We start from the raw sequence: 23,458 nt of genomic DNA on the forward strand, positions 1-23,458 counted from the left end.
AATGCTTGCATCATATACTTCAGCGATTTAAATCCGCGCTTCAATCCCCACAGAACCCACAAAACAACCACGGATCGCACAAGACGATCTGAAAAAACAATATGGCAAAGACAGCATCCAAGGGCAGCGCAGATAAAACAAAGTACGTGTATTCATTCGGAGCAGGCAAGGCAGACGGCGACGGCTCCATGAAAGCATTGCTGGGCGGCAAAGGCGCCAACCTGGCAGAGATGAGCCGCATCGGTCTGCCCGTTCCTCCCGGGTTCACCATCAGCACCGAAGTGTGCACCTACTTCTACCAGAACAAGAAGACTTATCCCGCCGCCCTGCAGTCCCAGATGGAAGCTGCAGTGAAGAGCATGGAAAAGATCATGGGCTACAAGTTCGGCGACGCCAAGGGCTTCCCGCTGCTGGTGGCCGTGCGCTCCGGCGCCCGTGACTCCATGCCTGGCATGATGGACACGATCCTCAACCTCGGTCTCAACGACGACACCGTGCTCTCCCTCGTGGCCGCCACGAACAACGAGCGCTTTGCCTGGGACTGCTACCGCCGCTTCATCCAGATGTACGGCGACGTGGTGCTCGGCGTGCAGAAGCGCGAAGGCGAAGACCATGAGCCCTTCGAAGTCGTGATCGAAGAGTACAAGCATGCGACTTACCACAAGGACATCCTGGACAGCGACCTGACCGCTGCTGACCAGCAGGAGCTGGTGAAGCGCTTCAAGCAGCTCGTCAAAGAGCGCACTGGCAAGGGCTTCCCGAGCGATCCGTGGGATCAGCTTCGCGGCGCCGCCGGTGCTGTGTTCGGCTCCTGGATGAATGACCGCGCGATCGTGTATCGCCGCAAGTACAACATCCCCGCCGAGTGGGGCACTGCCGTCAACGTGCAGGCCATGGTGTTCGGCAACACGGGCCCGACCTCCGGCTCTGGAGTGGCCTTCACCCGCAACCCTGCCAACGGCGTCAACGAATTCTATGGTGAGTTTCTCATCAATGCCCAGGGCGAAGACGTCGTCGCCGGCGTGCGCACTCCTGAGCCGGTGATCCAGCTCAAGAAGGAAATGCCGAAGTCCTATGCGGAACTGCTTCAGGTCCGTCAGAAGCTTGAAAAGCATTTCAAGGATGTGCAGGACGTCGAGTTCACCATCCAGGAAGGCAAGCTGTTCATGCTGCAGACCCGCAACGGCAAGCGCACCGCCGCCGCCGCTCTGAAGTTCTCCATCGACATGGTGAAGGAAAAGCTCATCGACTGGGAAACCGCCGTGCTGCGCAACCCTGCCGACCAGCTCGAGCAGCTCCTCGCTCCGATCTTCGACGCCGCTGACGTCAAGAAGGCCAAGGCTATCGCCACCGGTCTTCCCGCCGGCCCGGGCGCTGCCTCCGGCAAGATCTACCTCAACGCCGACCGCGCCGTCGTGGCCGAGCAGAAGGGTGAGAAAGTTCTCCTCGTCCGCAACGAAACCAGCCCGGAAGACCTTCGCGGCATGATCGCAGCGGAAGGCATCCTCACCGCCCGCGGTGGTGTGTCCTCCCACGCGGCCCTCGTTGCCCGCCAGATGGGCAAGGTGTGCATCTGCGGTGCCGCTGCTCTGGAAATCGACTACGACAAGAAGACCGTCAGCGTGGCAGGCCAGACCTTCAATGAAGGCGACTACCTCTCCATCGACGGCACCAGCGGTGTCGTTTACGGCGGCCAGCTGAAGACCGCTCCTTCTGAGATCATCACCGGCATGATCCATGGTGACAAGGCCGCCCAGTCCACCGAGAAGTTCAAGAGCTTCCAGCAGCTCATGAACTGGTGCGCCAAGTCCACTCGCCTGCAGGTCCGCACCAATGCCGACAACCCGGAGCAGACGCAGAACGCGATCGCCTTCGGTGCGCAGGGCATCGGCCTCACCCGCACAGAGCACATGTTCTTTGAAGGTGACCGCATCGACGCCGTGCGTGAAATGATCCTGGCTGACAACGTGGCCGACCGCAAAAAAGCGCTCGCCAAGCTGCTGCCTTATCAGCGCGAAGACTTCACCGGCATCTTCACCGAGCTCAAGGGCCTTCCCGCCACCATCCGTCTGCTCGACCCTCCTCTCCACGAATTCGTGCCGCATGACGAGAAGGCCCAGGCCGAGCTCGCCAAGAAAATGGGCGTCTCCGTTGAGAAGGTCACCGCACGCGTGGCAGCTCTGCATGAGTTCAACCCGATGCTCGGACATCGCGGCTGCCGTCTTGGCATCGCGTATCCTGAGATCACCGAAATGCAGGCCCGCGCCATCTTTGAAGCCGCAGCTGATGTGGCCAAGAAGAAGATCAAGGTGAAGCCCGAAGTCATGATTCCGCTCGTCGGGTTCAAGAAAGAACTCGACCTGCAGGTGGAAATCGTGCATAAGGTAGCAAAAGAAGTGATGGCTGAGAAAAAAGTGAAGCTCGACTATCTCGTCGGCACCATGATTGAGGTGCCGCGTGGAGCACTCACCGCTGATGAGATCGCCGAAACGGCGCAGTTCTTCAGCTTCGGCACCAACGACCTGACGCAGACCGCGCTCGGCATCAGCCGCGACGACATGGGCAGCTTCCTGATGCCCTACACGGAGAACGAAATCTTCAAGAAGAACCCCTTTGCCACGCTGGATCAGACCGGTGTGGGTCAGCTTATCAAGATCGCCATCGAAAAAGGCCGCAAGACCAAGCCCGACATCAAGCTGGGCATCTGCGGTGAACACGGCGGTGATCCTGACAGCGTCAAATTCTGCCATCGCGTAGGCCTCACGTATGTGAGTTGCAGTCCTTTCCGTGTGCCCGTCGCCCGCCTTGCCGCTGCGCAGGCTGCGATCGAAGAAAAGCGCGCCGCTTCGGCCGCCGCAGGAAAAAATGTCCAGGGAGGCGCCAAAAGCGCAGCCGTGGCAAAACAAAACAACAAAGCAACCAACAACAAACAGAGGATAAACACTATGGCTAAGAAAGCTGCAAAGAAAGCCGCCAAGAAGGCTCCTGCCAAGAAGGCCGTCAAAGTCGCAAAGAAGGCTGCAAAGAAGGCCGCCAAGAAGGCTGCAAAGAAGTAACGCATTGACCTCCTAGGGAGGTCAATGTGGCGGAGAAATCCGCCGCCAAAAGCCCTGTGGGGATCACTCCTCACAGGGCTTTATCTTTTTTAACTTTCGTTCTTCCGGGCGCTCTCGGACGCGCGATCTCCCGCCGCCTCCCTAGACCGGTGTGCCCCGGCTCAGCGCTTCACATCCTGATCGTAAACGGAGCCGGGAGGCGGCGCGGAAAGATAGGTTCCCCCGGCGGACATGGCATCATTGCGGATGTTTTGCATCTTGCCAAGCTGGTCGCTGGCACCACGAATGCTGCCCATGCCTGCGGAGCCTCCCATGCCGGAAACGGCGCCGTAGTTTTGATATGAGGGAGTGTAAAAGGAACCCATGCCGCCGGACCCGACCGCACCGATCATGCTGCCACCCACCTGTCCAGCAGTCAGGACCACCGGCTGATCCGGAGTCGGCACACCGTCAGACTTCCGTTCCGACTCGGCAAGGTAGTGTTTGTTCCATGCCGCATTGTTGACGCTCTCGGCCACTTTGGAGTCGAGCCTGCGCTTTTCCTCCTCGTAGTCGGCTTTGCTGATCGCTCCGCTGGCACGCTTTTTGTCCAGCTCATCGTACATTCCCTGATATCTTGCGCGGACGACCTTTTCATAGGCATTCAGGTCAGCCAGCGTCGGAATGCTGTCCATGGTCCTGCTGGCGCATGAGGCGAGCAGTCCGCAGAGCAGTGCGGCCAGCAGTGGTTTGGAGACGTTCTTCATGCGGCATTCTAAGCCCCTGCGGTGGCTTTTCAAATCAAAGCACCGTTGCATCCCCCGTGCCCGCAGACCAAACTATGACAGAAAACGCCCCCGCTTTGGACCCCATTGACGCAGCTTTGCAAGCCCCGGAGCCCCGCGGCAACTACCTGCCTTACCCAGTTTCACGCCTGGCCGCCAAGATCATCCCGCAGGATCTCACCAACTTTAAAAGCCGGGGAGTCTCCCGGGTGGAGCGTGAACTGCAGCAGGAGATGCTGGAGATCCAGGAGCGCTACATGGAGGTGATCGACGCCTTCAACTGGAACAAGCTCATCTACGAGAGCCACTTCGGTTTTGAGCCCGTCTGCGGTGAGGTGTACCACCTCTATGAGGTGGAGGGGAAGCGGCAGCTCAGCATGATCTCGCCGGACCAGTGGTATCAGCGCTGGATCGGGAGTTTCAGGCTGAATGCAGACGGCCGCTGGCAGATTGAGAAATCCGCGCCAGATTTCAGCATACGCGACTGGGTGCGGACCTCGGTCGCCTGATGATGCAACCCACCTTTTCAGACATCGGCCAGCGGCTGGCCGGCCCCAGCGGCATCCAGGAACTCATGGATGACTGCGGAGCCGCGCTCACCACCCATCCGGACATGCGCATGCTCGGCGGCGGGCAGCCTGCGGCCATTCCCGCCGTGCAGCAGCTCTGGCGCCAGCGCATGCATGCCATGCTGGACGACGGCAGCATCGACCGCACGCTGCTGAACTACGATCCGCCCGGTGGCAATCCGCTCTTCCGTGAAGCCTTCGCCGCCTTTCTGAAGCGCGAGTGCGGCTGGGAGGTGACGCATGAAAACATCGCGGTCATGCCCAGCTCGCAGTCCGCGTGCTTTCTGCTTTTCAATCTCCTCGCCGGTCAGACCGGCACAACGAGGCGCCGTATCCTTTTCCCGCTTTTGCCGGAGTACATCGGCTATGCCAATCAGGCGCTCGCGGCCGGGCAGTTCACCGCGTGCCTGCCGCGCATCAGTGAAACCGCGCCGAATGAGATCAAATACCACGTGGATTTTGACCGGCTGCGCATCACGCCGGACATCGCGGCGATGTGCGTCTCCTGCCCGACCAACCCGACGGGGAACGTGCTCGCGCAAAATGAATTTGAGAGCCTGCGCGCGCTGGCAGACGCGCACGGCATCCCGCTCATCATCGACAATGCCTATGGTTATCCTTTCCCCGGCGTGATCCACAACGGCTTCCAGCCCAAGTGGCAGCCGGGCATGATCTTCAGCATCAGCATGAGCAAGGTGGGCCTGCCGGGCGTGCGCACCGCCATGATCGTGGCTGATCCTGCCATCGTGAAAGCGCTCTCCAACATGAACGCCATCGTCTCGTTGGCGAACGGCAACCTCGGCCAGGCGCTCCTCATGCCGCTGCTGAAGGACGACAGTCTCATCAGGCTGGGCCCCGAAGTCATCCGTCCATTCTACCGTGAGCGTTCGGACTTTGCCAAAGGCGTGCTGGCCGGTGCGCTGGGAGAGCGCGTGCCATGGGCGCTGCATGCGCAGGAGGGTGCCTTCTTCCTCTGGCTGTGGGTCAATGGGCTGCCCATCCCCGCCTCGGAGCTGTATCGCAGGCTCAAGGAGCGCAAGGTGCTCGTCATTCCCGGGCATTACTTCGCCTTTGGTCTGGAGCAGGAGTGGCGGCATCCGCATGAGTGCTTGCGCCTGACGTACTCGCAGCCGCAGCACATCGTGCAGGAGGGGCTGGAAATCATTGCCGATGAAATCATCCGCTGCTTCTGAGCCCTTTTCGGCCTTCATGCAGCGTGCGCTGTTTGATCCGGCGCGTGGTTACTACACGAGAAACATCCGCACTGTGGGGCGCGGAGGAGATTTCTCCACTTCCGCCACACTCTCGCCCAGCCTGGGGCGTGCGGTGGCGGCGTGGCTCAAGTCAGAGTCGAGTCTGCAGCCGCAGGTGCGGCATGTCATTGAGGTGGGTGCTGGCGATGGCTCGCTCATGCACACGGTGCGCCGAGCACTGGGCTGGTGGGCGCGCAGGAGCTTCACCTTTCACATCGTGGAGACTTCCCCCGTGCTGCGGCAGGAGCAGGAGAAGAAACTCGCAGGCCATGTGGTGTGGCACTCCACGCTGGAGTCCGCGCTCGCCGCCACCCAAGGACGCGCCTTCATCTACCACAACGAACTGCTCGACGCCTTTCCCGCCACGCTGGTGCAGTGGAGCACCGCCGAGCAGCGCTGGCTGGAGGTCTGGGTGCCGGAAGGGCTGCATCCGCATGCGCTGGATGCCGCGCATTTCAGCGCCCTGCGGCACAGCCGTTTTGCAGACGGGCAGCGCTGCGAGCTGCATGCCAGCGTGCGCGACTGGCTGCGGCAGTGGACACCGCACTGGAAGAGCGGCTCCATGCTGACCATCGACTACGGCGACTCCTTTCCGCAGCTTTATCATCGCCGCCCGCAGGGCACACTGCGCGCCTATCTGCTGCATCAGCGGCTTACCGGCGCTGAGATTTATGCCAATCCAGGCAGGCAGGACATCACTGCGGACATTAATTTTACCGATTACACGGACTGGTTGCAGGCGCTCGGCCTGTTTCAGGTCTCGCAGCAGACTCTGGCCCAGTTCCTGCATTCACACGCAGCGCCAGAGTGGCTTACCCATCCCGAGGGTGCCGGAACTGCCTTCAAATGCTTCGTGCATCGCAGGCAGGATGGCGCATCGTAAAATCATCACATGAATTCTGTTCACGACCGTCCAGGCACGCTTGAAAAAGCGCTCAAGATCAACCTTGCCCACACCATCTACGGTACCTTTGCGGAAATCGGCGCCGGTCAGGAAGTCGCCAACTGGTTCTTTCGCGCCGGCGGAGCTTCCGGCACCGTCGCCAAAACCATGTCAGCCTATGACATGACCATCAGCGACGAGATTTACGGCAAATGCTCCCGCTATGTCTCCCGGCAGCGCATGTGCGACATGCTGGAGCACGAGTACCCCATGCTCATCCAGCGTCTGAATTCGCAGCGCGGCACCACCACCACTTTCTTCACCCTGGCCGATACGGTGCGTGCGCGCTCCTACCGCGACACCACGGAGGAATGTCACGGCTGGATCGGCCTGCGTTTTCAGACGGAGCCGGGCGGTCCGGCCAATGAAATCCAGATGCATGTGCGTCTCTTGGACGACACCAATGCACGCCAGGCAGACGCCCTCGGAAAGCTGGGCGTCAATTTCATCTACGCCGCTTTTTACCTGCGGGGAGATCTCTCCGTGTTTCTGCAAAGCCTGCTTGATGATCTGGGGCGCAAGCGTGTTGAAATCGACATGATCGACTTTACCGGTCCGGCCTTTGCGGCGTCTGAGTTTCAGGACCGTCTTGTGGCACTGAAGCTCGTCCGCCTCGGACTGGCTGACGCTGCGCTCTTCGGTGCCGATGGCGAAATCTGGCAGGCTTCTGACGTGCTCTATAAAAAGCCCGTCTTTCTCAAGCGCGGCAGCTTTGATCCCATCACCAAGCTCAACCTCGACATGATCGAACGTGGTCAGGCGGCCTTTCAGGCAGACTTTGGCGATGCCGCCCGCAACAACATCGAGATCCTCGAAATCACCATGCACAACCTCCTGGCCAGCGGCGCTGAGGTGCCAGACAGCGAATTCCTGGCCCGTGCAGATGTGCTGCAGGCGCTTGGCAAAAACGTGCTCATCTCGAAGTACCCCGAGTTTCACCGCGTCAGCAGTTACCTCGCACGCCACACCCGGTGCCCCATCGGCATCGTGCTTGGGCTCCCGCTCTTCCAGGAGCTGTTCAACGAGCGCTGGTGCACCGACCTCGAAGGCGGTCTGCTTGAAGCCTTCGGGCGTCTTTTCAAAAACCAGGTGCGGGTTTATGTCTATCCCATGGGCGATCCCATGAACGGACAGGTTCTCGGCCTGAATGACGCACGCGTGACACCCGAGCAGAAGCATTTGCTCCGCTACCTGGTCGAAACCAAAAGCGTGCGCGCTCTTGAAGAGCCCAACCAGAACTTCCTCTTCCACACCAGCGCCGAGGTGCGCAACATGATCAACGCACGCGATCTCCAGTGGCAGTCGCTCGTGCCTGAAATCGTGCTTAAGCAAGGGCCTTGGCGCGAGATCGGGCAGCCGGTGATGTAGAGCAGCATAGTAATTGCTTTTCTTTGAGCCGTCGCTTGAGTTTGCGGTGCCATGCCAGAATTAAAATTCACCAGCACAGAGCCGCTTTGGATCGCTGCCTGGGCCGTTTACCTCCTGGTTTACTGCGCTACCCTCGCCTACCTGCTCAACCGCAGGCGCTTTGGGACTCCTGAGCGCATCCTTTGGTTTGTGGTCGTCACATTCGCGCCGGTGATCGGTATTCTGCTCTTCATGCTCATCAGCGAAGACGACAAAATTCCTGCCGCAGTCGCAGCGAAAAGCCGCGCTCCGCTTTCAGACACCGCTGGCACACCCTGGCAGCGCAACCCCGGCCATACCAAGGACGCCTCATCATGAGCGACCTGTTGCCAGACGACCTTGACCTGGTCTCCATCACCCAGCTCCGGCAGGTCGCCAATCAGTCGCCTCAGCCTTACCGGCTTCATCTGCAGGTCGAATCACGCATCGAAAAGACCACCAGCGCGGGCAGCCCGTTCTTCGAAGTGAAGCTGGTGGATGCGGCGGACTCTTTCATCTGGCGTGTTTTTGACAACAATCCGCTTTTTCAAGACGTGGCCAGGCTCGCGCGCAACACCTTCATCCAGCTCGCAGGACAGTGGGTGGAGGGCAAGTACGGCCTGGAGCCCCGGCAGGTGCAATGGCGCCCGCTTGCCGATGATGAGGCCAGTGCGCTGCTGCTGGGCGATCCCGAGCTCGCCTCTCGGCAGCATGCCGACTACGCAGACATCACCGCCTTTGTCAGCTCCATGCGGGACCCGCGTCTCTTGAAGCTCTGCCAGGTGTTCCTTGAGCGCCATGGCGAGCGCTTTCGCCGTACGGGCGCCGCGCGCAGAAATCATCATGCCCGCCGTGGCGGCCTCGTGGAGCATGTGGCGCAGATGATGCGCTGTGCGGCGGCCATCGCCGGCGTTTATCCTCAGCTGAACCGGGATCTGATGATCGCGGGCGTGCTGTTCCATGACTGCGGCAAGCTCTGGGAGAACGCCTATGTCGAGTCCGGCTTCGTCATGCCCTACAATCTCACGGCTGAGATGCTCGGCCACATCCCGCTGGGACTGGAGCTGGTGAACAAGCTCTGGCGGGATCTGCTGGAGGCTCCTGAGGCCGTGGGATGGACGGCTTTGGAGCCTGCCTCTGAGGTGGTGCGCCTGCACCTGCTGCATCTCATTGCGTCACATCATGGCACTCATGAGTTCGGCTCGCCCGTGCTGCCAAAGACACCGGAGGCCGTGGCGCTTCATCATGTGGACAACATTGACGCCAAGCTGGAAATGTTTCGGCGCGGGTATGCTGGCAGCAAGGAGCTTGCCCCCGGCATCTTCGAAAAGTTTGTCCCCTGGCCGGTGAACATTGTCGCGCCGCTGCCTGCGGTGCATCTGCCGCCGACGGAAAGCGTGCCTTAGGCGCGCAGTTTCATCAGCGCTGCACGCACCATGAGTGTCTCGCCCACGTTTTCGGTGGTGAGCAGGCCCACGAGCTTGTCGCTGATGGGATCCAGCACCGGTATGGCCGGGCCGTCGCTAGCATTCAAAGTTTCCAGCGCCTGGGCCAGTTCGCTCCCGGGCCGGGTGGACTCAGGGCAGGGGCGCATCACCTCCACCACCGGCTGGCCCGGTCCCTTTTCCGCCAGCGCAGAGATCAGATCATGCCGCGTCAGCATGCCCTGCATTCCGCCTTGGCCGTCGAGCACGGGAAAGTCCTGCTGCGTGCCGGCCAGCAGCAGCTCCACACCGTCTCTGAGCGTGGCATCCGGCGGCAGGCTGCGAAAATCCGTCAGCATGGCATCACGCACCCGCAGATTTCGGGTCGCCTCCTGCTGCGTGACCATCGCCGCCTCCTGGCCGGCAGCCATGAAAATGAAGAAGCAGATCAGCAGGATCATAGGATGAATGGAGTGGTTCAGCAGCATGTAGATGGCCACCATCATGGCGATGCCCTGTCCTATCGCCGCCGCACGCCGTGTCGCAGCGCTGTATTCCATAAACATGGCCATGGCAGCGCGCAGTACACGCCCTCCATCCATGGGAAAAGCGGGGATCAGGTTAAAGGCCACCATGAAGATGTTCCACATCATGAGCTTCTCGAAGAAATAGCCCGTCTTGAGAAAGTTGTAGTCCGGGTTGAATGCTGCGGTGATGCCCAGGCCCAGCCAGATGGCCGCCGCGATGATCACATTCACCAGCGGCCCGCTCACAGCTACCACCAGCTCCTGCGAGGGCTTGCGTGGCATGCGCTCCAGACGGGCCACGCCGCCGATGGGTAGCAGCGTGATGTCTGGCGTGCGAATCCCGTACCCCCTCGCGGCCAGCACATGGCCAAACTCATGCAGCACCACGCACGCAAACATGGTGGTGATGAACAGCGTCGACTCCAGGGCTGCGGCAGGCCCCTGGCCGGTGAAATAGCTCTGGCTCGCCACAAAAAGCAGCAGCAGCAGGAAGGTCACATGCACACGGACTTCCGTGCCGGCAAAAGTGAAGAGGCGGTAGGACCATTTCATGAGGATGCTGGGGATTGGGGGGATTTGGATGGGTCGTAGTAGATACGTACGTCGGCATCTTTGATGCCCAGAATCTCCTGGGCGCGGCGCAAGGCGTTGCGGGTGGAGAGATTCGGGTTGGACGGGCTGGCAGGGAAGAGATTGTCCTTGCCGATCACCTCCACCATACCCGCGCCTTTCAGCACACGGTACAGATCCTTCGACACACCGCTGACGATGAGATCACGCCCGTCCGCACGCAGGGCCCTCACCAGCTCCTCGATCGCCATGGCGCATGTGGCGTCGAGATGGCGGGCGTTTTTGAGCCGCAGGATGACAATTCTGAGGTTGGGATCCGTGCAGGAGCCCTGGATCTGCGTGCGGAACAAATCGGCCGAGGCAAAAAACAAATCCCCCTCCACATGCACGATCGAGATGGCCGGATGCTGCCTCCCCCCCTGGTTGGCTTCCGCCAGATTGCCTTCTGCATTAAAGACGTACTCCACCAGCGAGGGCTGGCTGGCCTTGTGCAGGTAGAGGATGATCGAGATGCCCACCCCGGTAAAGATCGCCACATGCAGCGGCACCAGCAGCGTGGCGATGAAGGTCGTGAGAAACACCACGGCATCTGCACCCGTGGCCCGCAGGGAGATGTGAATCTGCCGTTTGTTGATGAGCGCCACGGCCACGCAGATCACCATCGCGCCCAGTGCGGCTTTCGGGATGAAAGCCACCAGCGGGCCGATCGTCAGCGCCGCCACCAGGCACACCACGCCACTCACGATGGCAGACACCGGAGAGACCGCCCCGCTCTCATACGCTGCCAGCGAGCGTGTCAGTGAATGGGAGGCGGGCATGCCGCTGAGATAGGCGCAGGCCAGGTTTGCCGCGCCCAGGCTGAGCATGTCCTGGTTGGCGTCCACACTGTGCCCGGAGCGGCTGGCCAGCGTGCGGGCCATCGCCGAGTTCTCCAGCATGGCCACAAACGCCAGGGAAAGTGCCAGCCCGAAAAGCTGGCTGAACTGCGCCGAGGCCCTGCCGCTGGTGAAATCCGGAAACGGCGGCAGCAGCGTGCGCCAGGTAAAGGACAGGTCCGAATACGTGGCGATCTCCAGCCCTGCCTTGTTCATCATCAGCGCCAGCAGAGACATCAGGATCAGCGTCAGCGTCAGCGCCGGGAAGCGTTTGCCGAAGCGCTTCAGACCGTAGTAACAGCCGATGGCCAGCACGCAGATCAGCGCACTCGGCCAGTGGATGGCCTGCAGATTTCCCAGCACCTCGTGCAGATCGGAAACGAGCGTGCGCGCCGCGGGTTTGCCCGGTGGCGTGGCAATCTGCTGGCCCAGCACGACTGGCAGCTGGTGGGCAAACATCTGCAAGGCGGCGCCCGTCAGATAGGCCACCACCACCGCCCGGCTGATAAACCGCGCCATGTCCGCCACACGGAAATAGGCCCCAAAGATGAGCAGCGCGCCCACAAGAAACACCAGCATCGGCATCGAAGCCATCTGGTTCAGGTTGGGAAAAGAGGCGAAATAAGATGATACCATGAACGCCGTCGCATTCGTGGGCCCGTAAATGGAATGCCGCGAACTCATCAGCAGCGCGCCGACCACACACGCCACTGCCGAGCAGGTGATGCCATAGGCCAGCGGCAGCCCCGCCACCACGGCAAAGGCCATGCCCTGCGGGATGGCCAGCAGCGCACCGTCCAGCCCGCTCCGGCAGTCTGCCTTCAGCATTTCCCCGTCGTAACCCTTCAGCGTCTGCCTCAGCGGAAAAGGATCGAGATCACTGTCGGCTGCCACCGTTTGAATCCACGTCCGCCCCTGGCGTGCGAAGTCACGCAGCTGCTGAAACCATTCTCGTAGGTGGGAAAGCAAAAGAATCTCCTTGGAAGCGCTTGCCCCCAAGCTAGACCTCTCCGCAAAGATCACAAGCGCCGTGCACAGATACGATTGCTGCTGGACGCACGCCGCCGCCAAACCACCTTTCGGCATGCCTGCTGACGCTGATGAACCAATCCCCGAGGTGGTGGAGCACCCCATCGGTCCAGAGCTCGATTTGCATGCCTTTCTTCCTGCCGAAGTCGGCAGCCTGCTGCCTGAATACTTCGCCGAATGCCGCAAGCGTGGCATCCTCCGTGTACGCATCATCCATGGAAAAGGCAGCGGTTCCCTCAGAATGGGCGTGCATCAGCTGCTTCGGAAATCACCTGCGGTTCAGCAGTTTATCTGGCCTGCCGATGAAACGAGCGGCTCCTGGGGGGCGACGTGGGTGATTTTACAGCCCTGAAGAGACTCAAAGTTTCCAGTCCGCGCTTGTCCACACCCTGGGTTTGGCATTCTCCAGTTTTTCCAGATCCATAGGGGTGCTGTTTTTCACCTCCAGCCTCTGGCCACGGATTTCCAGGGTCAGCGTACCGGCCAGGTCGGCTTTTTCCAGCCAGAAGCGCAGGCGGATGTCTCCGGTGGTCTGTGCCTCGATGCTGGGTGGGCGCTCCACAGGGAGAATGAAAGGCGGCACTTCCTTGCCGGCGGCGTTGAGCAGGCGCACGTCTGGCGGCTGCATGGAAAGCGGCCGGGGGCTGGCATTCTTGTACCTCACTTCCAGATCCAGCCGGGCATTGCCAAAATCACGCTCCAGTGTGCAACGGCGCAGCCCCAGGGGCGCATCTGAGCTCATTTCGGCTTCGGCAGGGCCGGATTCCATCGGCTTTTGGGTCGGTTCAAACGACCACCAAATGGCGATTCCGCCTGCGATTAGCAGCAGCCAGACCTCAAATCTCTGAAAAATACGCATAAATGGTTGGATCGTGGACCTCGTTCTCTGTTTGTCAAAACCGTCAAACTGTCTATCATGCGCGCCCCTCCGGCCCGGACGCGGCTCCCACCGCCCGGCTTTTGGGATGGAAAACACCTCGCCCTAACCTCTTTCTCATGAACATCAACGTCGAACATCAGCCCAACTGCCGCGCCGTCGCCCACGTCCGCGTTCCTGCCGACCGTGTCGGTAAAGAACGTGACGAGATCATCACCTACTTCGCCAGCATGGTGCGCCTCCCCGGCTACCGCCCTGGCAAAACCCCCAAGACCATTGTCGCCAAGCGCTATGAAAACGAGGTGAAGGACGAACTCGAGAAAAAGCTCATCAGCGAAGGCCTGCGCCAGGCCGTCAAGAGCGAAGGCCTCGAGCTCCTCAACGTCCTCGCCGTGAATGACAAGATGTATCACGACACGGACAAGAGCTTCAGCTTCACCATTGAGATGAGCCTTGCTCCCAAGTTTGAGCTGCCCGAGTACACCGGCATTCCGGTCAAGCTCCCGCGTATCGAAGTCACCGACGCGGATGTGGACCACGATCTTCTTCACCTGCGCGAGCACCAGGCCACCTATGAAGACGTGGACCGTGTCGCCGCCGTGGGTGATGTCGTGGTGCTCAGCGTCACCGGCAGCCTGGACGGCCAGCCACTCGGCGAAGCCATGCCGGACGCCCCCGCTCATCTCAAGGAGATGAAGGAAAACTGGTTCCTCCTGGCTGAAGAGGACGATTTCCTCCCCGGCTTCTACGCAGGCCTTGTCGGCATCGCCAAGGATGATGAGCGCACGCTCAACATCACCCTTGCGGACGACTTCGGCTTTGAGGCTCTGCGCGGCAAGACCATCGCCCTCGCGGTGAAATGCCACGGCGTGAAGAACAAGGTCGTGCCTGAGCTGACAGAAGAGCTCATCAAGAAAGTCGGCGGTGATGAAATGACCCTCGAAACCCTGCGCGAAGAAGTGAAGAATGCCATCCGCCGCCGCCGTGAGCAGGCCCGCGATGCCGCCAAGTCCAACCAGGTCATCGCCCATCTGTTTGAGAAGGTGGAGTTTGAGCTTCCCCAGGAAGTCGTGAATCGCGAAGCCCAGCGCCGCACCAATGAAATCGCCCAGCGCGCCATGCAGCAGGGCATCGGTGAAGAGGAGCTGGTGAAGCAGCAGGACGAAATCCTCAACAGCGCCACCAATCAGGCCCGCCAGAATGTCAAAGTCAGCTTCATCCTGGAGCAGGTCGCCAAGAAGGAGGCCCTCGAAGTCCCAGGCCAGAAGATTGCCATGGCTCTGGCCCAGATCGCCGAGCGTCAGAAAATGCCCGCGAAGAAGTTCATGGCCGAGGCGCAGAAGAACGGTCTCATCGACAACGTCCGCGCAGATCTGCTCCTGCAGGAGGCCATGGAGTTCATCAAATCCAAGGCCGTCGTTGAAGAAACCGATCCCGAGCCGGAACACTGCGACGTGCACAGCAAGTAACCCTTAGCGACCCGTCAAAGGTCAATCCATGGCCAAGGTGGCTGCAAAGCTGCCTTGGCCATTTTATTTGGCTTTTTCGAGTCGCTGTTTCCAGCGTGCAGACTCTTTCTCCATCAGTTCCTTCGGGCGTGTGCTGAAGAAATCGTAGGCCACTTTGTTCTTGACGGCCATCTCGTGGAAGGTGGGATAGACGATGCCGTCCTCCGCACCGGCAAAGATGGGCTTGCCGGTTTTGAGATCGTAAAAGCGTGACCAGATCACGTCGGTGCAGGCCGGGTCGTCGATATAGTCGGTCTTGCCGTCGGCTGTTTTGCTTTTGCGCAGGCCGGTGAGCTTGTGGCTTTCAAACCACTTCATGGCGGAGTCGACTGCGGCGACGACTTCAGGCGTGGTGGGGCCGCTGCGCATGAGAAACTTCACCAGGTTGGCGGACTCTCCGCCGCTCAGGGAGGGCGGTTCTTTGGCCCGCGCTTTGACCGGTGCCAGTGTCAGCGGATGGTGCTGCGCACACCAAACGGTAGGCGTGCCGTCGATTTTGACCTGCATGGCGACGATGTTGGAGACGCCTTTGTCGAACGCTGCCCGCGCGCGCTGTTTCAGGGTATCGTCCGCGAAGGCGAAGAGCTTCTCACCCTTCGCCACTGCCAGCAGCAGCTCCAGCACGTGCACCATGGCGTCATCGTTTAGCGTGATGGCCTCGTGGTACCCGCGTTCAATGGGGTAGTTCTGCGGCCAGCCTCCGTTGGGATATTGAGCGGCAAACACATAGTCCAGCCCCTTGAGCAGCGCCGCTTTCACATCCTCGCGCTTGGTGGCGGTGAAGACGCCTGCCAGGAATTTCAGCTGCTCGGTGGTGGTGCGGTTGTCAAAGGTGCCGCAGTAGTGCCAGGCATCGCCTTTCTGCGCCGTCCAGTGCGTGCCGGGCTGGCGTGGCCCCTGGGAGTAATCGACCGCCTTTGACCAGCCTCCCGTGGGTGTCTGGTAGCTGATCACGATCTCCGCCAGCTTCTGGTTCTCGGTGCTGCCAAACCACTCGGCGGGCGTGTCGCTGTCGAACTCAAACTCCTTGCGGTTGCCCGGGGCAGGCACGAATTTTTCCATTCCGGCCTTCTGGCATTCCTCGGCGAGGATGCGTCGCTCGCTGGCGGCGGCTTCGCGGGATTTGGAGATGTGGGAGGTCCACTGCGCGCGCTTCGCCTCCGGCAGCTGGGCCAGCAGTTCGTCCGTGAGCATCGTAAACGGTTTTTCCTCGGCCACGACGGCGGTGACAAGCACAAGCTGCAGGAACAACGAGCGTAAGATCATGCAAAAAGCGTAACCGGTCCTTTCTGCGGCACGAATCGTATTTTCTGATGCCCGCCATTGCGTCGGCTTATCCTGGACTGGCGGGAGCGCAGCCCTGTGATGCAGCAGCGTTCGCTGACCGCATCACTTTAAGGTAAAGTTCATTGGAACTGTGTAGGCGCCGGCCTTGCCGGCTGGCCAGCGCCAGTTCTTCCGCACCGACTCCATTGCCTGGTGGTCCAGCGTGTCGGATCCCGAACTCCGCTCAATTTTAACGGCGGTCGGAGTCCCATCCTCTGCAACTTGGATGCGTAACCTCATCTGTCCCGGCGGGTGTGGCTCTGCAGGGAGTGCCGCTTTTGAAGCTGCGGAGTGTGCTCGCTTCTGCGGGGCGGTACACCCCATGCCGGAGACGGCCATCATTAGCAGAATTGAAATGGTAAAATGTTTGAGCATGGGAAGAAGTCGTGGTGGGCAAGGTTTGCATTGCAAGCTGAAGTCCGCACGTGCCATGTGTGCTGCATGCCCCACGATCTCCACGCCGCCCTCAAACAGCACTTTGGCCACAAGGCCTTTCGTGCTGGGCAGGAGCAGGTGATGGAGTCCCTGCTCGCAGGAAGAAGCGCGCTGGCGTTGTTCCCGACCAGCGCGGGCAAATCGCTCTGCTACCAGTTGCCCGCGCTGCTCATGGAGGGCGTCACCCTTGTCATCTCTCCCCTCATTGCCCTCATGAAGGACCAGGTGCAGGCCCTGCGTGCGCGTGGCATTGCAGCCGCACGTCTGGACTCCTCTCTCTCAGCCGATGAAGCAGCACAGGTCTTCGACGACATGCGCACCGGCACGCTGAAGCTGCTCTACATCGCCCCGGAGCGGCTCATGAACGAAAACTTCGTCGAGCGGCTCAAGCGCCTGCGCATCGCCATGATGGCGGTGGACGAGGCGCACTGCATCTCCGAGTGGGGCCACAACTTCCGTCCGGAATACCTGCGCCTCGCGCTCGTGGCAAAGGAGCTCGGCATCAAGCCCGTACTCGCCCTCACCGCTACCGCCACACCCTCGGTCGCTGCGGACATTCGCAAGGCCTTTGGCATCGAGCAGGAGGATCATGTGCAGACCTCCTTTCTGCGGCCCAACCTTCATTTTCGCATCACGCCCTGCGCCGCGCCGCAGCGCCTGCCCGTGCTTACCAAGCTCCTGCTCAAGCGCAAGGTGCCCTCCATCGTCTATGTCACCCTGCAAAACACCGCCGAGCACGTGGCCACGCATTTGCAGAAAAATGGCGTGAACGCCCTGGCCTATCACGCCGGGTTGCCTGATGAGCACCGTCACGCCGCGCAGGATGCTTTCATGACGGGGCAGACGGATGTCATCGTCGCCACCATCGCCTTTGGCATGGGCATCGACAAGGCGGACATCCGTGCGGTCTATCACTACAACCTGCCCAAGACCCTCGAAAACTACTCGCAGGAAACCGGCCGTGCCGGGCGCGATGGCAAGACCTCCGTCTGCGAGCTGCTCGCCTGCGCGGACGACTGCATCGTGCTGGAAAACTTCACCTTTGGCGACACCCCCACACCGCAGGCCATCCGCCAGCTTCTCGATCATCTGCTGCTGCAGGGCACGGAGTTTGATGTCTCCATGTACGATCTCGCCCATGCCACGGACATCCGCCCGCTGGTCATCGAGACGGTCATCACGAATCTTGAGCTCGATGGCATCCTGCGCCCGCTCGGCTCGTTTTACGCCAGCTATCAGTTCCGCTTCATCCAGCCGGAGCAGCGCGTCCTGTCCGGTCACAAGCCGGAGCGTCAGGCCTTCCTGCGCCGGCTGTTTCAGTGTGGCAAACGCGGCACCAAATGGACCACGCTCAATCCGGATGAAGCCGCCGCCGAGCTCAATGAACCACGTGACCGCGTGCTCAAGGCGCTGACCTGGCTGCAGGAGTCTGGCGATATCGAGCTCAAGCCCAGCGGCAGCCGCCAGAAGTATCGCCTCGCCGAAGACGCCAATCGTCGCGACCCCAGGGAGATCACCAAAAAAATGCAGCACCTCTTTGCCGAGCGCGAGCGCCGCGATGTCGAGCGCTTGAACGAGGTCCTGAACTTCGCCCGGCACCGTGGCTGCCTGACCCGCTGGCTTCTTCATTACTTCGGCGAAGAAATGGCTGCCGACTGCGGCACCTGCACCAGCTGCAAGGAGCGTGAAAAGGGCATCGCTGCCGACGCACCACGTGACATTCCGCAGTCCGCCCCGCCGCCGATCACCGTCCAGCATGTGGCGGCCATCCGTGAACTGGTGGATGAAGGTCACGCCGCGCTGCGCAGCTCCCGCCAGCTCGCCCGTTTCCTGTGCGGCCTCACCAGCCCGGCCACCACCCGCGCGCGCCTCGGCCGGCATGAATCCTTCGGCCTGCTGGAGCGCATCCCGTTTGGCGATGTGCTCGCGCAGACGGAAACCATGCTGGGATAAGATTTTCTTGCCAGATCACCCGTTTTTCGGAGGTATCACCTCTCTCCATTCAACCATCATGCGCATTCTCCCGCTTCTTTCCCTCTTCCTCGCCGCCGTCAGCCTTCGCGCCGAGTCCATCCTGCCGCCTAACGCCCGTGTCGCTGTCATTGGTGACAGCATCACCGAGCAGAAGATCTATTCCAAATACATCGAGACCTACCTGCTGGCCTGCACGGGTCGCAGCGACATCAAAGTGTTCCAGTTCGGCTGGAGCGGCGAGCGTGCCGGCGGTTTCGCCGCGCGTCTCGAAAACGACCTCGCCGTCTTCAATCCCAATGTCGCCACCACCTGCTACGGCATGAATGACGGCAGCTACCGGCCCTACGCCCCCGAAGTCGGTGCCGAGTATGAGAAGAACATGCGTCTGGTGATCGACGGTCTGAAAAAAGTCGGCGTGAAGGCCATGGCCATCGGCTCACCCGGCGGAGTGGACCCGGATTACTTCAAGAAAAACGTCACCGGCCAGGACTACAACGACAACCTCGCCCACCTGCGCGACATCGCCAAAAAGCTCGCCGAAGAAAACAAGCAGCCCTTCGCCAACGTGCACGACACCATGATGAGCGCCCTTAGCAAGTCGAAGGCCGCGCTTGGCAAGGAGTACGGCCCCTTTGGCGGCGACGGCTTCCACCCCGCACCTGCAGGCCAGCTCCTCATGGCGCAGGCCTTCCTGAAAGCACTCGGCTTTGACGGCGACATTGGCCGCATCACCATTGACATGAAAGGCCCCAACACCGCCAGCACCGGCCACACGGTCAAAGGCCTGCAGCTTGGCAGCGTGACGCTGGAGAGTACCAAGTGGCCCTTCGTGTTTGACGCAGACCCCAAATCCGCAGGCAGCAATCGCAGCATCCTTCCTTTCACCAGCTTCAACGAGGACCTCAACCGCTTCACGCTGCGGGTGGTGAATCTTGCCACCGACAAGGCGAAAGTCACCTGGGGCAGCCAGAGCAAGGAATTCACCCGCGACCAGCTCACGGCAGGGGTCAACCTCGCCGCCGAGTTCGCCAAGACGCCGTTTGATGACGCCTTCGCCGGCCTGACAGCCGCCATCACCCAGAAAGAGGCCTTTGAAACCGTCCTGGTCAAAAACCTCGTCACCCATATGCGCGTGATCGCCGCTGAAGCTGCCGAAGATCCCAAAGTGGCCGAGGCGCTCACAAAGTTGAAGAAAAAGCTCGCCGATGAGCACGCCAAGCAGGACGCCAACGTGCGCAAGTTCATCAAGCCCGTCACTCACACGATCAAGGTCGAGGAGATCCGCTGAGGCGGGCGCTTACAGAAAGTCTTCCCAGGGCAGGCAGCGGTAAAAGCAGTACACCAGCCGCCGGAGCAACGGTGCATCCGGCTCCATGCGGTGAACCGAGCGCCAGCCACTGGGAAGCTGCCCCGTCCAGAGAATGGAGCCGTTGGCCGCGCGTCTGACGCGCCAGCTGTTTTCCGGCTGCAAATCCTTCATCAGGTAAGCCTTCATGCGGGCCGCGAACGCCGCACTGCGGATGATCACCCCCGTCTCCGTGTTGATGTATTTGGAGCGGGGGTCCATGTTGTAAGAGCCGATGAAGGAGACGCTGTCGTCCACGACAAAGCCTTTCGTGTGCATGCCCAGGGGAGTGAGCCTGCGGGCGTGGATGTAGTCTTTGCGGCCGGCCGCATGCGCGTTGAGCTCATGCAGGCTGACACCGCAGTCCAGCACCCCTGCGCGCCGGTTGGCTATGCCCGCCATCGCAGCCACTCCGTCGATGGAAGCCAGGGAGTTCGTCAGCACCTGCACCTGCACTCCCCGTTGGGTGGCTGATCTCAGCAGCTCCAGCGTGTCGTTTTGAGGGATGAAGTAGGCGGCATGCATCACCACTTGAGACCTGGACTTTCTCACCGCAGTTTCGATGCTGCGCCACACCGGCGAGGTGGTTTGTCCCTGACGCATCATGCGCTCCGGCGGGTCCGCCACAAACTCGTATTCCGCCCAGATCATGCGGTTCACGAGTTGGTGCAGAATGTCCAGAGACTCTGTCCGGTTCAGCGCGAGCGGGTAGGGGCGTCCGCTTTTGGAGGCCAGTGCGCGCTTCTTGCGCATCACGTGCCTGCGCAGGTCGCGCAGCTTTTCACGTTCACGCTCCGTGATTTTGGCCTGGTCCCCCATGCGCGTCAGCGGGGACTTCCAGTACAGCTCAAACGATCTCGCTGCGGCGCCCACCACCGGTCCGGCGCCGATGAAGTCCAGATCACGCATGTTGTGCTGACGGTGGATGCCAAAATACGTGTCACCCAGGTTGCGGCCACCACCCATGACAAGGGTGCCGTCTGCGATCATGATCTTGTTGTGCATGCGGCTCTGCATGCGGTCGATCTCACCGATCACCGGGATGGGGTTTCCGGCAAAAATCCCCTTCAAATCTGTGAGCGGATTGAAAAAGGCTACCTGGATGTTCGGGTGCGCGGCCAGCGCCGCCGAGCTGACCTCCACCTGGGCGTCATAGGTGTTGTCCAGCAGCAGCCGTATCTTCACGCCACGGTCAGCCGCCGCCAGCAGGCGGTCGGCAAAGGTGGTGCCGGTTACATCGTCTCTCCAGATGTAGTACTGCAGATCCAGCGTGCGCTGCGCAGCCTCCACCATCGCCAGCCTTGCGGTAAAAGATTCGCGCCCGTCTGGCAGCATTTCAAATCCTGACGTGCCCCGTCGGCGGACCGTGTGCTGGCGGCAGGCATGCGCGATGGTTTCCTGGCTGACCAGTCCCACCGTGGGAAGGGCGGCGGCATGGGGATCGGCTGTCCCGCAGGATGCCAGGACCAGAATGAGTGTTCCACAAACCAGCAGACGGGGCCACGATGTCATTCGCTATGATTCCAGTTCGCCACAAAGACGCAAGTTCATCAAAAAATGAATCACCAGCGGCGTTTAAATCGCATGCTCTTGGCAGATCTCTCCTGGCCCGCAGTGGCCGCTCTCGACAAAAACACCCCCATCATCTTTCCCGTTGCCGCTCTGGAGCAGCACGGGCGGCACATGCCGGTCTTTACCGACAGCATGCTCACCAACGAACTCGTCCGCCGCACCGAGGCCGCGCTGGGAGAGCGTGTGCTCATCGCGCCGCTGACGTGGCTGGGAAACTCCCACCATCACATGGACTTCCCCGGCACGCTCTCGGCGGAGCCGCGCCTCTATCTCGATCTTCTCAACGGGCTCATGGAAAACTTCATCGCTCATGGCTTCAAGCGCCTCGTCTTCCTCAACGGCCACGGCGGCAACGACATCCCCGGCAAGCAGGCGGTGTTTGAGACTCGGCAGAAGTACCGCGACCGCAAAGATCTCCTCCTCCTCTTTGCCACCTACTGGAACCTCGGCGCCGAGCCCTGGACCCGCGACCCTTCCATCCAGCAGCGCGTCATGGGCCACGCCTGCGAATGGGAGACCAGCATGGTGCTGCGTCTGCGCCCCGAACTCGTCGGCGATCTGACCAAGACGAACGACGTGCCCTTTGGCAATCCCTTCGAGCCCGCCTCACGCGGCTGGATCATGACGGACCGCAGCGAGCCCGGCCATGTGGGAGATCCCCGCTCCGCCACAGCGGAAAAAGGCGAGGTGCTCTTCCAGTGCTTCAGCGAGACGGTGGTCAGCCTGTTGGAGCGTGTCATTGCCTGGGATGGAAGGAGCTGGGAAGGATAAACCGCATGAGTGCCGCCCCTCGCTCCTCCCTTTGGAAATGGTACCTCTGTGGCCTGCTGCTGCTGGCCACGACGATTAATTACATGGACCGGCAGACGCTGGCAAATGCGGCCACGCGTGTGACGAAGGAGTTTCATCTCTCGCAGGAGCAGTATGGCGATGTGGAGCTGGCCTTTGGCTGGGCGTTTGCCGTGGGCTCGCTGTTGTTTGGCTTTCTCGCGGACCGGGTCAAGGTCTACTGGCTCTACCCCGTGGTGCTCAGCGGCTGGTCGCTCATGGGCATCGCTTCGGCTCATACAAACGGCTACTGGCCTCTGCTGCTGTGCCGGGTGCTGCTGGGCTTTTTTGAGGCGGGTCACTGGCCCTGCGCACTGAAGACCACCTTTGCGCTGCTGGAGCCCAAGGACCGCACCATGGGCAACAGCGTGCTGCAGAGCGGCGCCTCCATCGGCGCGGTGGTCACTCCGCCTCTGATGATCTGGCTCATGACGGACGAGCTCTCCAGCTGGCGGCGAGCCTTTGAGGCCATCGGCTACATCGGGCTGGTATGGGTGGTGGTGTGGTTCCTGTCCATGCGCAAAAACGACCTGGATGTGAAGGTGGAGGACGACCCCTCCAAGCGCGAGAGCCTGTCGGATATCCTGCTCGGAGGCCGCTTCTGGGCGCTGGCGCTGCTGATCTTTGGTGCGCAGACCTGCTGGCACCTCTTCCGCGTGTGGCTGCCCAAGTTCATGCAGGAGGGGCGTGGCTACCCCGAGGTGGAGGCGCTGGCCTTCAATTCGGCCTACTACATCGGCACGGATGTCGGCTGCATCATGGCGGGGTTCATCTCCCTGTGGTTGGCGCGGCGCTTTGGCCTCTCGGCGCATGGTGCGCGGCGTTGGGTGTATGCGGGCGCGTGCGTGCTCACCTCCTTCAGTGTGCTGCTCTTCTGGCTGCCCAAAGGCTGGCCGCTGATCGGTGCGCTGCTGTGCGTCGGCGCCGGCGCGCTGGCGCTTTTCCCCTGCTACTACAGCTTTGTGCAGGAGCTTTCAGACCGGCACGTGGGCAGGCTCACCGGCCTGCTGAGCACCTGGGTGTGGGCGGTGTCCTCACCCATGCACAAGCTCTTTGGCAGGCTGGTGGACGAAACCAAATCCTTCGACCTCGGCATGGCGCTCGCAGGCCTCGCCCCATGGCTCGGCGTCATCGCCATGAAGCTGCTGTGGGACAGGCAAACGCCGAAGGACACAGCGGCGTCAGCACGTTGAGTGC

20 protein-coding genes are annotated in these 23,458 nt (G+C 61.1%); 13 read left to right on the top strand and 7 right to left on the bottom strand.

All coding sequences use genetic code 11. From position 1 onward, the window contains the following. Positions 1–101 precede the first annotated feature (101 nt). Positions 102–3,056, top strand: coding sequence for a pyruvate, phosphate dikinase (gene ppdK, locus ACZ5WW_RS16695; protein ID WP_377166199.1), 2,955 nt, complete (start codon positions 102–104; stop codon positions 3,054–3,056). A 161-nt stretch (positions 3,057–3,217) separates the two neighbouring features. Here the strand turns inward: ppdK and ACZ5WW_RS16700 are convergent, their stop codons facing one another. Beyond that, positions 3,218–3,802 carry a hypothetical protein gene (locus ACZ5WW_RS16700; RefSeq protein ID WP_377166197.1) on the bottom strand — a complete coding sequence of 195 codons (585 nt, stop codon included), beginning with the start codon at positions 3,800–3,802 and terminating at the stop codon, positions 3,218–3,220. 74 nt (positions 3,803–3,876) lie between these two features. Here ACZ5WW_RS16700 and ACZ5WW_RS16705 point away from each other — a divergent pair, with 74 nt between their 5' ends. From ACZ5WW_RS16705 to ACZ5WW_RS16730, 6 genes are read left to right on the top strand one after another with little or no spacing between them, the layout of a single operon-like run. Continuing rightward, positions 3,877–4,329 carry a DUF2452 domain-containing protein gene (locus tag ACZ5WW_RS16705; protein ID WP_377166195.1) on the top strand — a complete coding sequence of 151 codons (453 nt, stop codon included), beginning with the start codon at positions 3,877–3,879 and terminating at the stop codon, positions 4,327–4,329. Beyond that, positions 4,329–5,582, top strand: coding sequence for a valine--pyruvate transaminase (locus ACZ5WW_RS16710; protein ID WP_377166193.1), 1,254 nt, complete (start codon positions 4,329–4,331; stop codon positions 5,580–5,582). Before ACZ5WW_RS16705 ends, ACZ5WW_RS16710 begins: the two co-directional genes overlap by 1 nt. Further along, positions 5,560–6,525: an SAM-dependent methyltransferase gene (locus ACZ5WW_RS16715; RefSeq protein WP_377166191.1), complete on the top strand. Its 966-nt coding sequence runs from the start codon at positions 5,560–5,562 to the stop codon at positions 6,523–6,525. The genes ACZ5WW_RS16710 and ACZ5WW_RS16715 overlap by 23 nt, the downstream gene beginning before the upstream one ends. Positions 6,526–6,534: 9 nt before the next feature. Then, positions 6,535–7,953: a TonB-dependent receptor gene (locus ACZ5WW_RS16720; protein WP_377166189.1), complete on the top strand. Its 1,419-nt coding sequence runs from the start codon at positions 6,535–6,537 to the stop codon at positions 7,951–7,953. 51 nt (positions 7,954–8,004) lie between these two features. Next, positions 8,005–8,310 carry a hypothetical protein gene (locus ACZ5WW_RS16725; RefSeq protein WP_377166187.1) on the top strand — a complete coding sequence of 102 codons (306 nt, stop codon included), beginning with the start codon at positions 8,005–8,007 and terminating at the stop codon, positions 8,308–8,310. Next, positions 8,307–9,377: an HD domain-containing protein gene (locus tag ACZ5WW_RS16730; protein WP_377166185.1), complete on the top strand. Its 1,071-nt coding sequence runs from the start codon at positions 8,307–8,309 to the stop codon at positions 9,375–9,377. Before ACZ5WW_RS16725 ends, ACZ5WW_RS16730 begins: the two co-directional genes overlap by 4 nt. Here the strand turns inward: ACZ5WW_RS16730 and ACZ5WW_RS16735 are convergent. Beyond that, positions 9,374–10,474, bottom strand: coding sequence for a site-2 protease family protein (locus ACZ5WW_RS16735; protein ID WP_377166183.1), 1,101 nt, complete (start codon positions 10,472–10,474; stop codon positions 9,374–9,376). The two genes, ACZ5WW_RS16730 and ACZ5WW_RS16735, sit on opposite strands and share 4 nt — an antisense overlap. Continuing rightward, entirely contained in the window at positions 10,471–12,336 is a 1,866-nt protein-coding gene (locus ACZ5WW_RS16740; RefSeq protein WP_377166181.1) for a SulP family inorganic anion transporter, read from the bottom strand. Before ACZ5WW_RS16740 ends, ACZ5WW_RS16735 begins: the two co-directional genes overlap by 4 nt. A gap of 115 nt (positions 12,337–12,451) precedes the next feature. Between ACZ5WW_RS16740 and ACZ5WW_RS16745 the strand changes: the two genes are divergently transcribed. Continuing rightward, the gene (locus ACZ5WW_RS16745) at positions 12,452–12,748 is read left to right on the top strand and encodes a Smr/MutS family protein (protein WP_377166179.1); all 297 of its coding nucleotides are present in this window, start codon (positions 12,452–12,454) and stop codon (positions 12,746–12,748) included. A 6-nt stretch (positions 12,749–12,754) separates the two neighbouring features. On the opposite strand, the gene ACZ5WW_RS16750 is transcribed toward ACZ5WW_RS16745, so the two are convergent. Further along, positions 12,755–13,165 carry a hypothetical protein gene (locus ACZ5WW_RS16750; RefSeq protein WP_377166177.1) on the bottom strand — a complete coding sequence of 137 codons (411 nt, stop codon included), beginning with the start codon at positions 13,163–13,165 and terminating at the stop codon, positions 12,755–12,757. A 227-nt stretch (positions 13,166–13,392) separates the two neighbouring features. Here ACZ5WW_RS16750 and tig point away from each other — a divergent pair, with 227 nt between their 5' ends. Further along, positions 13,393–14,742 carry a trigger factor gene (tig, locus tag ACZ5WW_RS16755; RefSeq protein ID WP_377166175.1) on the top strand — a complete coding sequence of 450 codons (1,350 nt, stop codon included), beginning with the start codon at positions 13,393–13,395 and terminating at the stop codon, positions 14,740–14,742. Between the two features lie 63 nt (positions 14,743–14,805). Here tig and pelA read toward each other — a convergent pair whose 3' ends face one another. Together pelA and ACZ5WW_RS16765 are read right to left on the bottom strand one after the other, a co-directional pair. Then, positions 14,806–16,047 (bottom strand): pectate lyase, encoded by a 1,242-nt coding sequence (gene pelA, locus ACZ5WW_RS16760; protein ID WP_377166173.1) that lies wholly within the window; start codon positions 16,045–16,047, stop codon positions 14,806–14,808. Positions 16,048–16,170: 123 nt separating this feature from the next. Continuing rightward, positions 16,171–16,539, bottom strand: coding sequence for an energy transducer TonB family protein (locus ACZ5WW_RS16765; protein WP_464694163.1), 369 nt, complete (start codon positions 16,537–16,539; stop codon positions 16,171–16,173). Between the two features lie 9 nt (positions 16,540–16,548). Here ACZ5WW_RS16765 and ACZ5WW_RS16770 point away from each other — a divergent pair, with 9 nt between their 5' ends. Together ACZ5WW_RS16770 and ACZ5WW_RS16775 are read left to right on the top strand one after the other, a co-directional pair. After that, positions 16,549–18,495: a RecQ family ATP-dependent DNA helicase gene (locus ACZ5WW_RS16770; RefSeq protein WP_377166171.1), complete on the top strand. Its 1,947-nt coding sequence runs from the start codon at positions 16,549–16,551 to the stop codon at positions 18,493–18,495. Between the two features lie 58 nt (positions 18,496–18,553). Further along, complete coding sequence (locus ACZ5WW_RS16775; RefSeq protein WP_377166169.1) at positions 18,554–19,804, top strand: SGNH/GDSL hydrolase family protein; 1,251 nt, start codon at positions 18,554–18,556, stop codon at positions 19,802–19,804. 9 nt (positions 19,805–19,813) lie between these two features. On the opposite strand, the gene ACZ5WW_RS16780 is transcribed toward ACZ5WW_RS16775, so the two are convergent. After that, the gene (locus tag ACZ5WW_RS16780; protein WP_377166167.1) at positions 19,814–21,373 is read right to left on the bottom strand and encodes a phospholipase D-like domain-containing protein; all 1,560 of its coding nucleotides are present in this window, start codon (positions 21,371–21,373) and stop codon (positions 19,814–19,816) included. Positions 21,374–21,445: 72 nt separating this feature from the next. On the opposite strand from ACZ5WW_RS16780, the gene ACZ5WW_RS16785 reads away from it, so the two are divergent. Together ACZ5WW_RS16785 and ACZ5WW_RS16790 are read left to right on the top strand one after the other, a co-directional pair. Then, entirely contained in the window at positions 21,446–22,204 is a 759-nt protein-coding gene (locus ACZ5WW_RS16785) for a creatininase family protein (RefSeq protein WP_377166165.1), read from the top strand. Between the two features lie 5 nt (positions 22,205–22,209). Next, positions 22,210–23,454 (top strand): MFS transporter, encoded by a 1,245-nt coding sequence (locus ACZ5WW_RS16790; RefSeq protein WP_377166163.1) that lies wholly within the window; start codon positions 22,210–22,212, stop codon positions 23,452–23,454. Positions 23,455–23,458 lie beyond the last annotated feature (4 nt).

Source organism: Prosthecobacter fluviatilis (genome assembly GCF_055388355.1).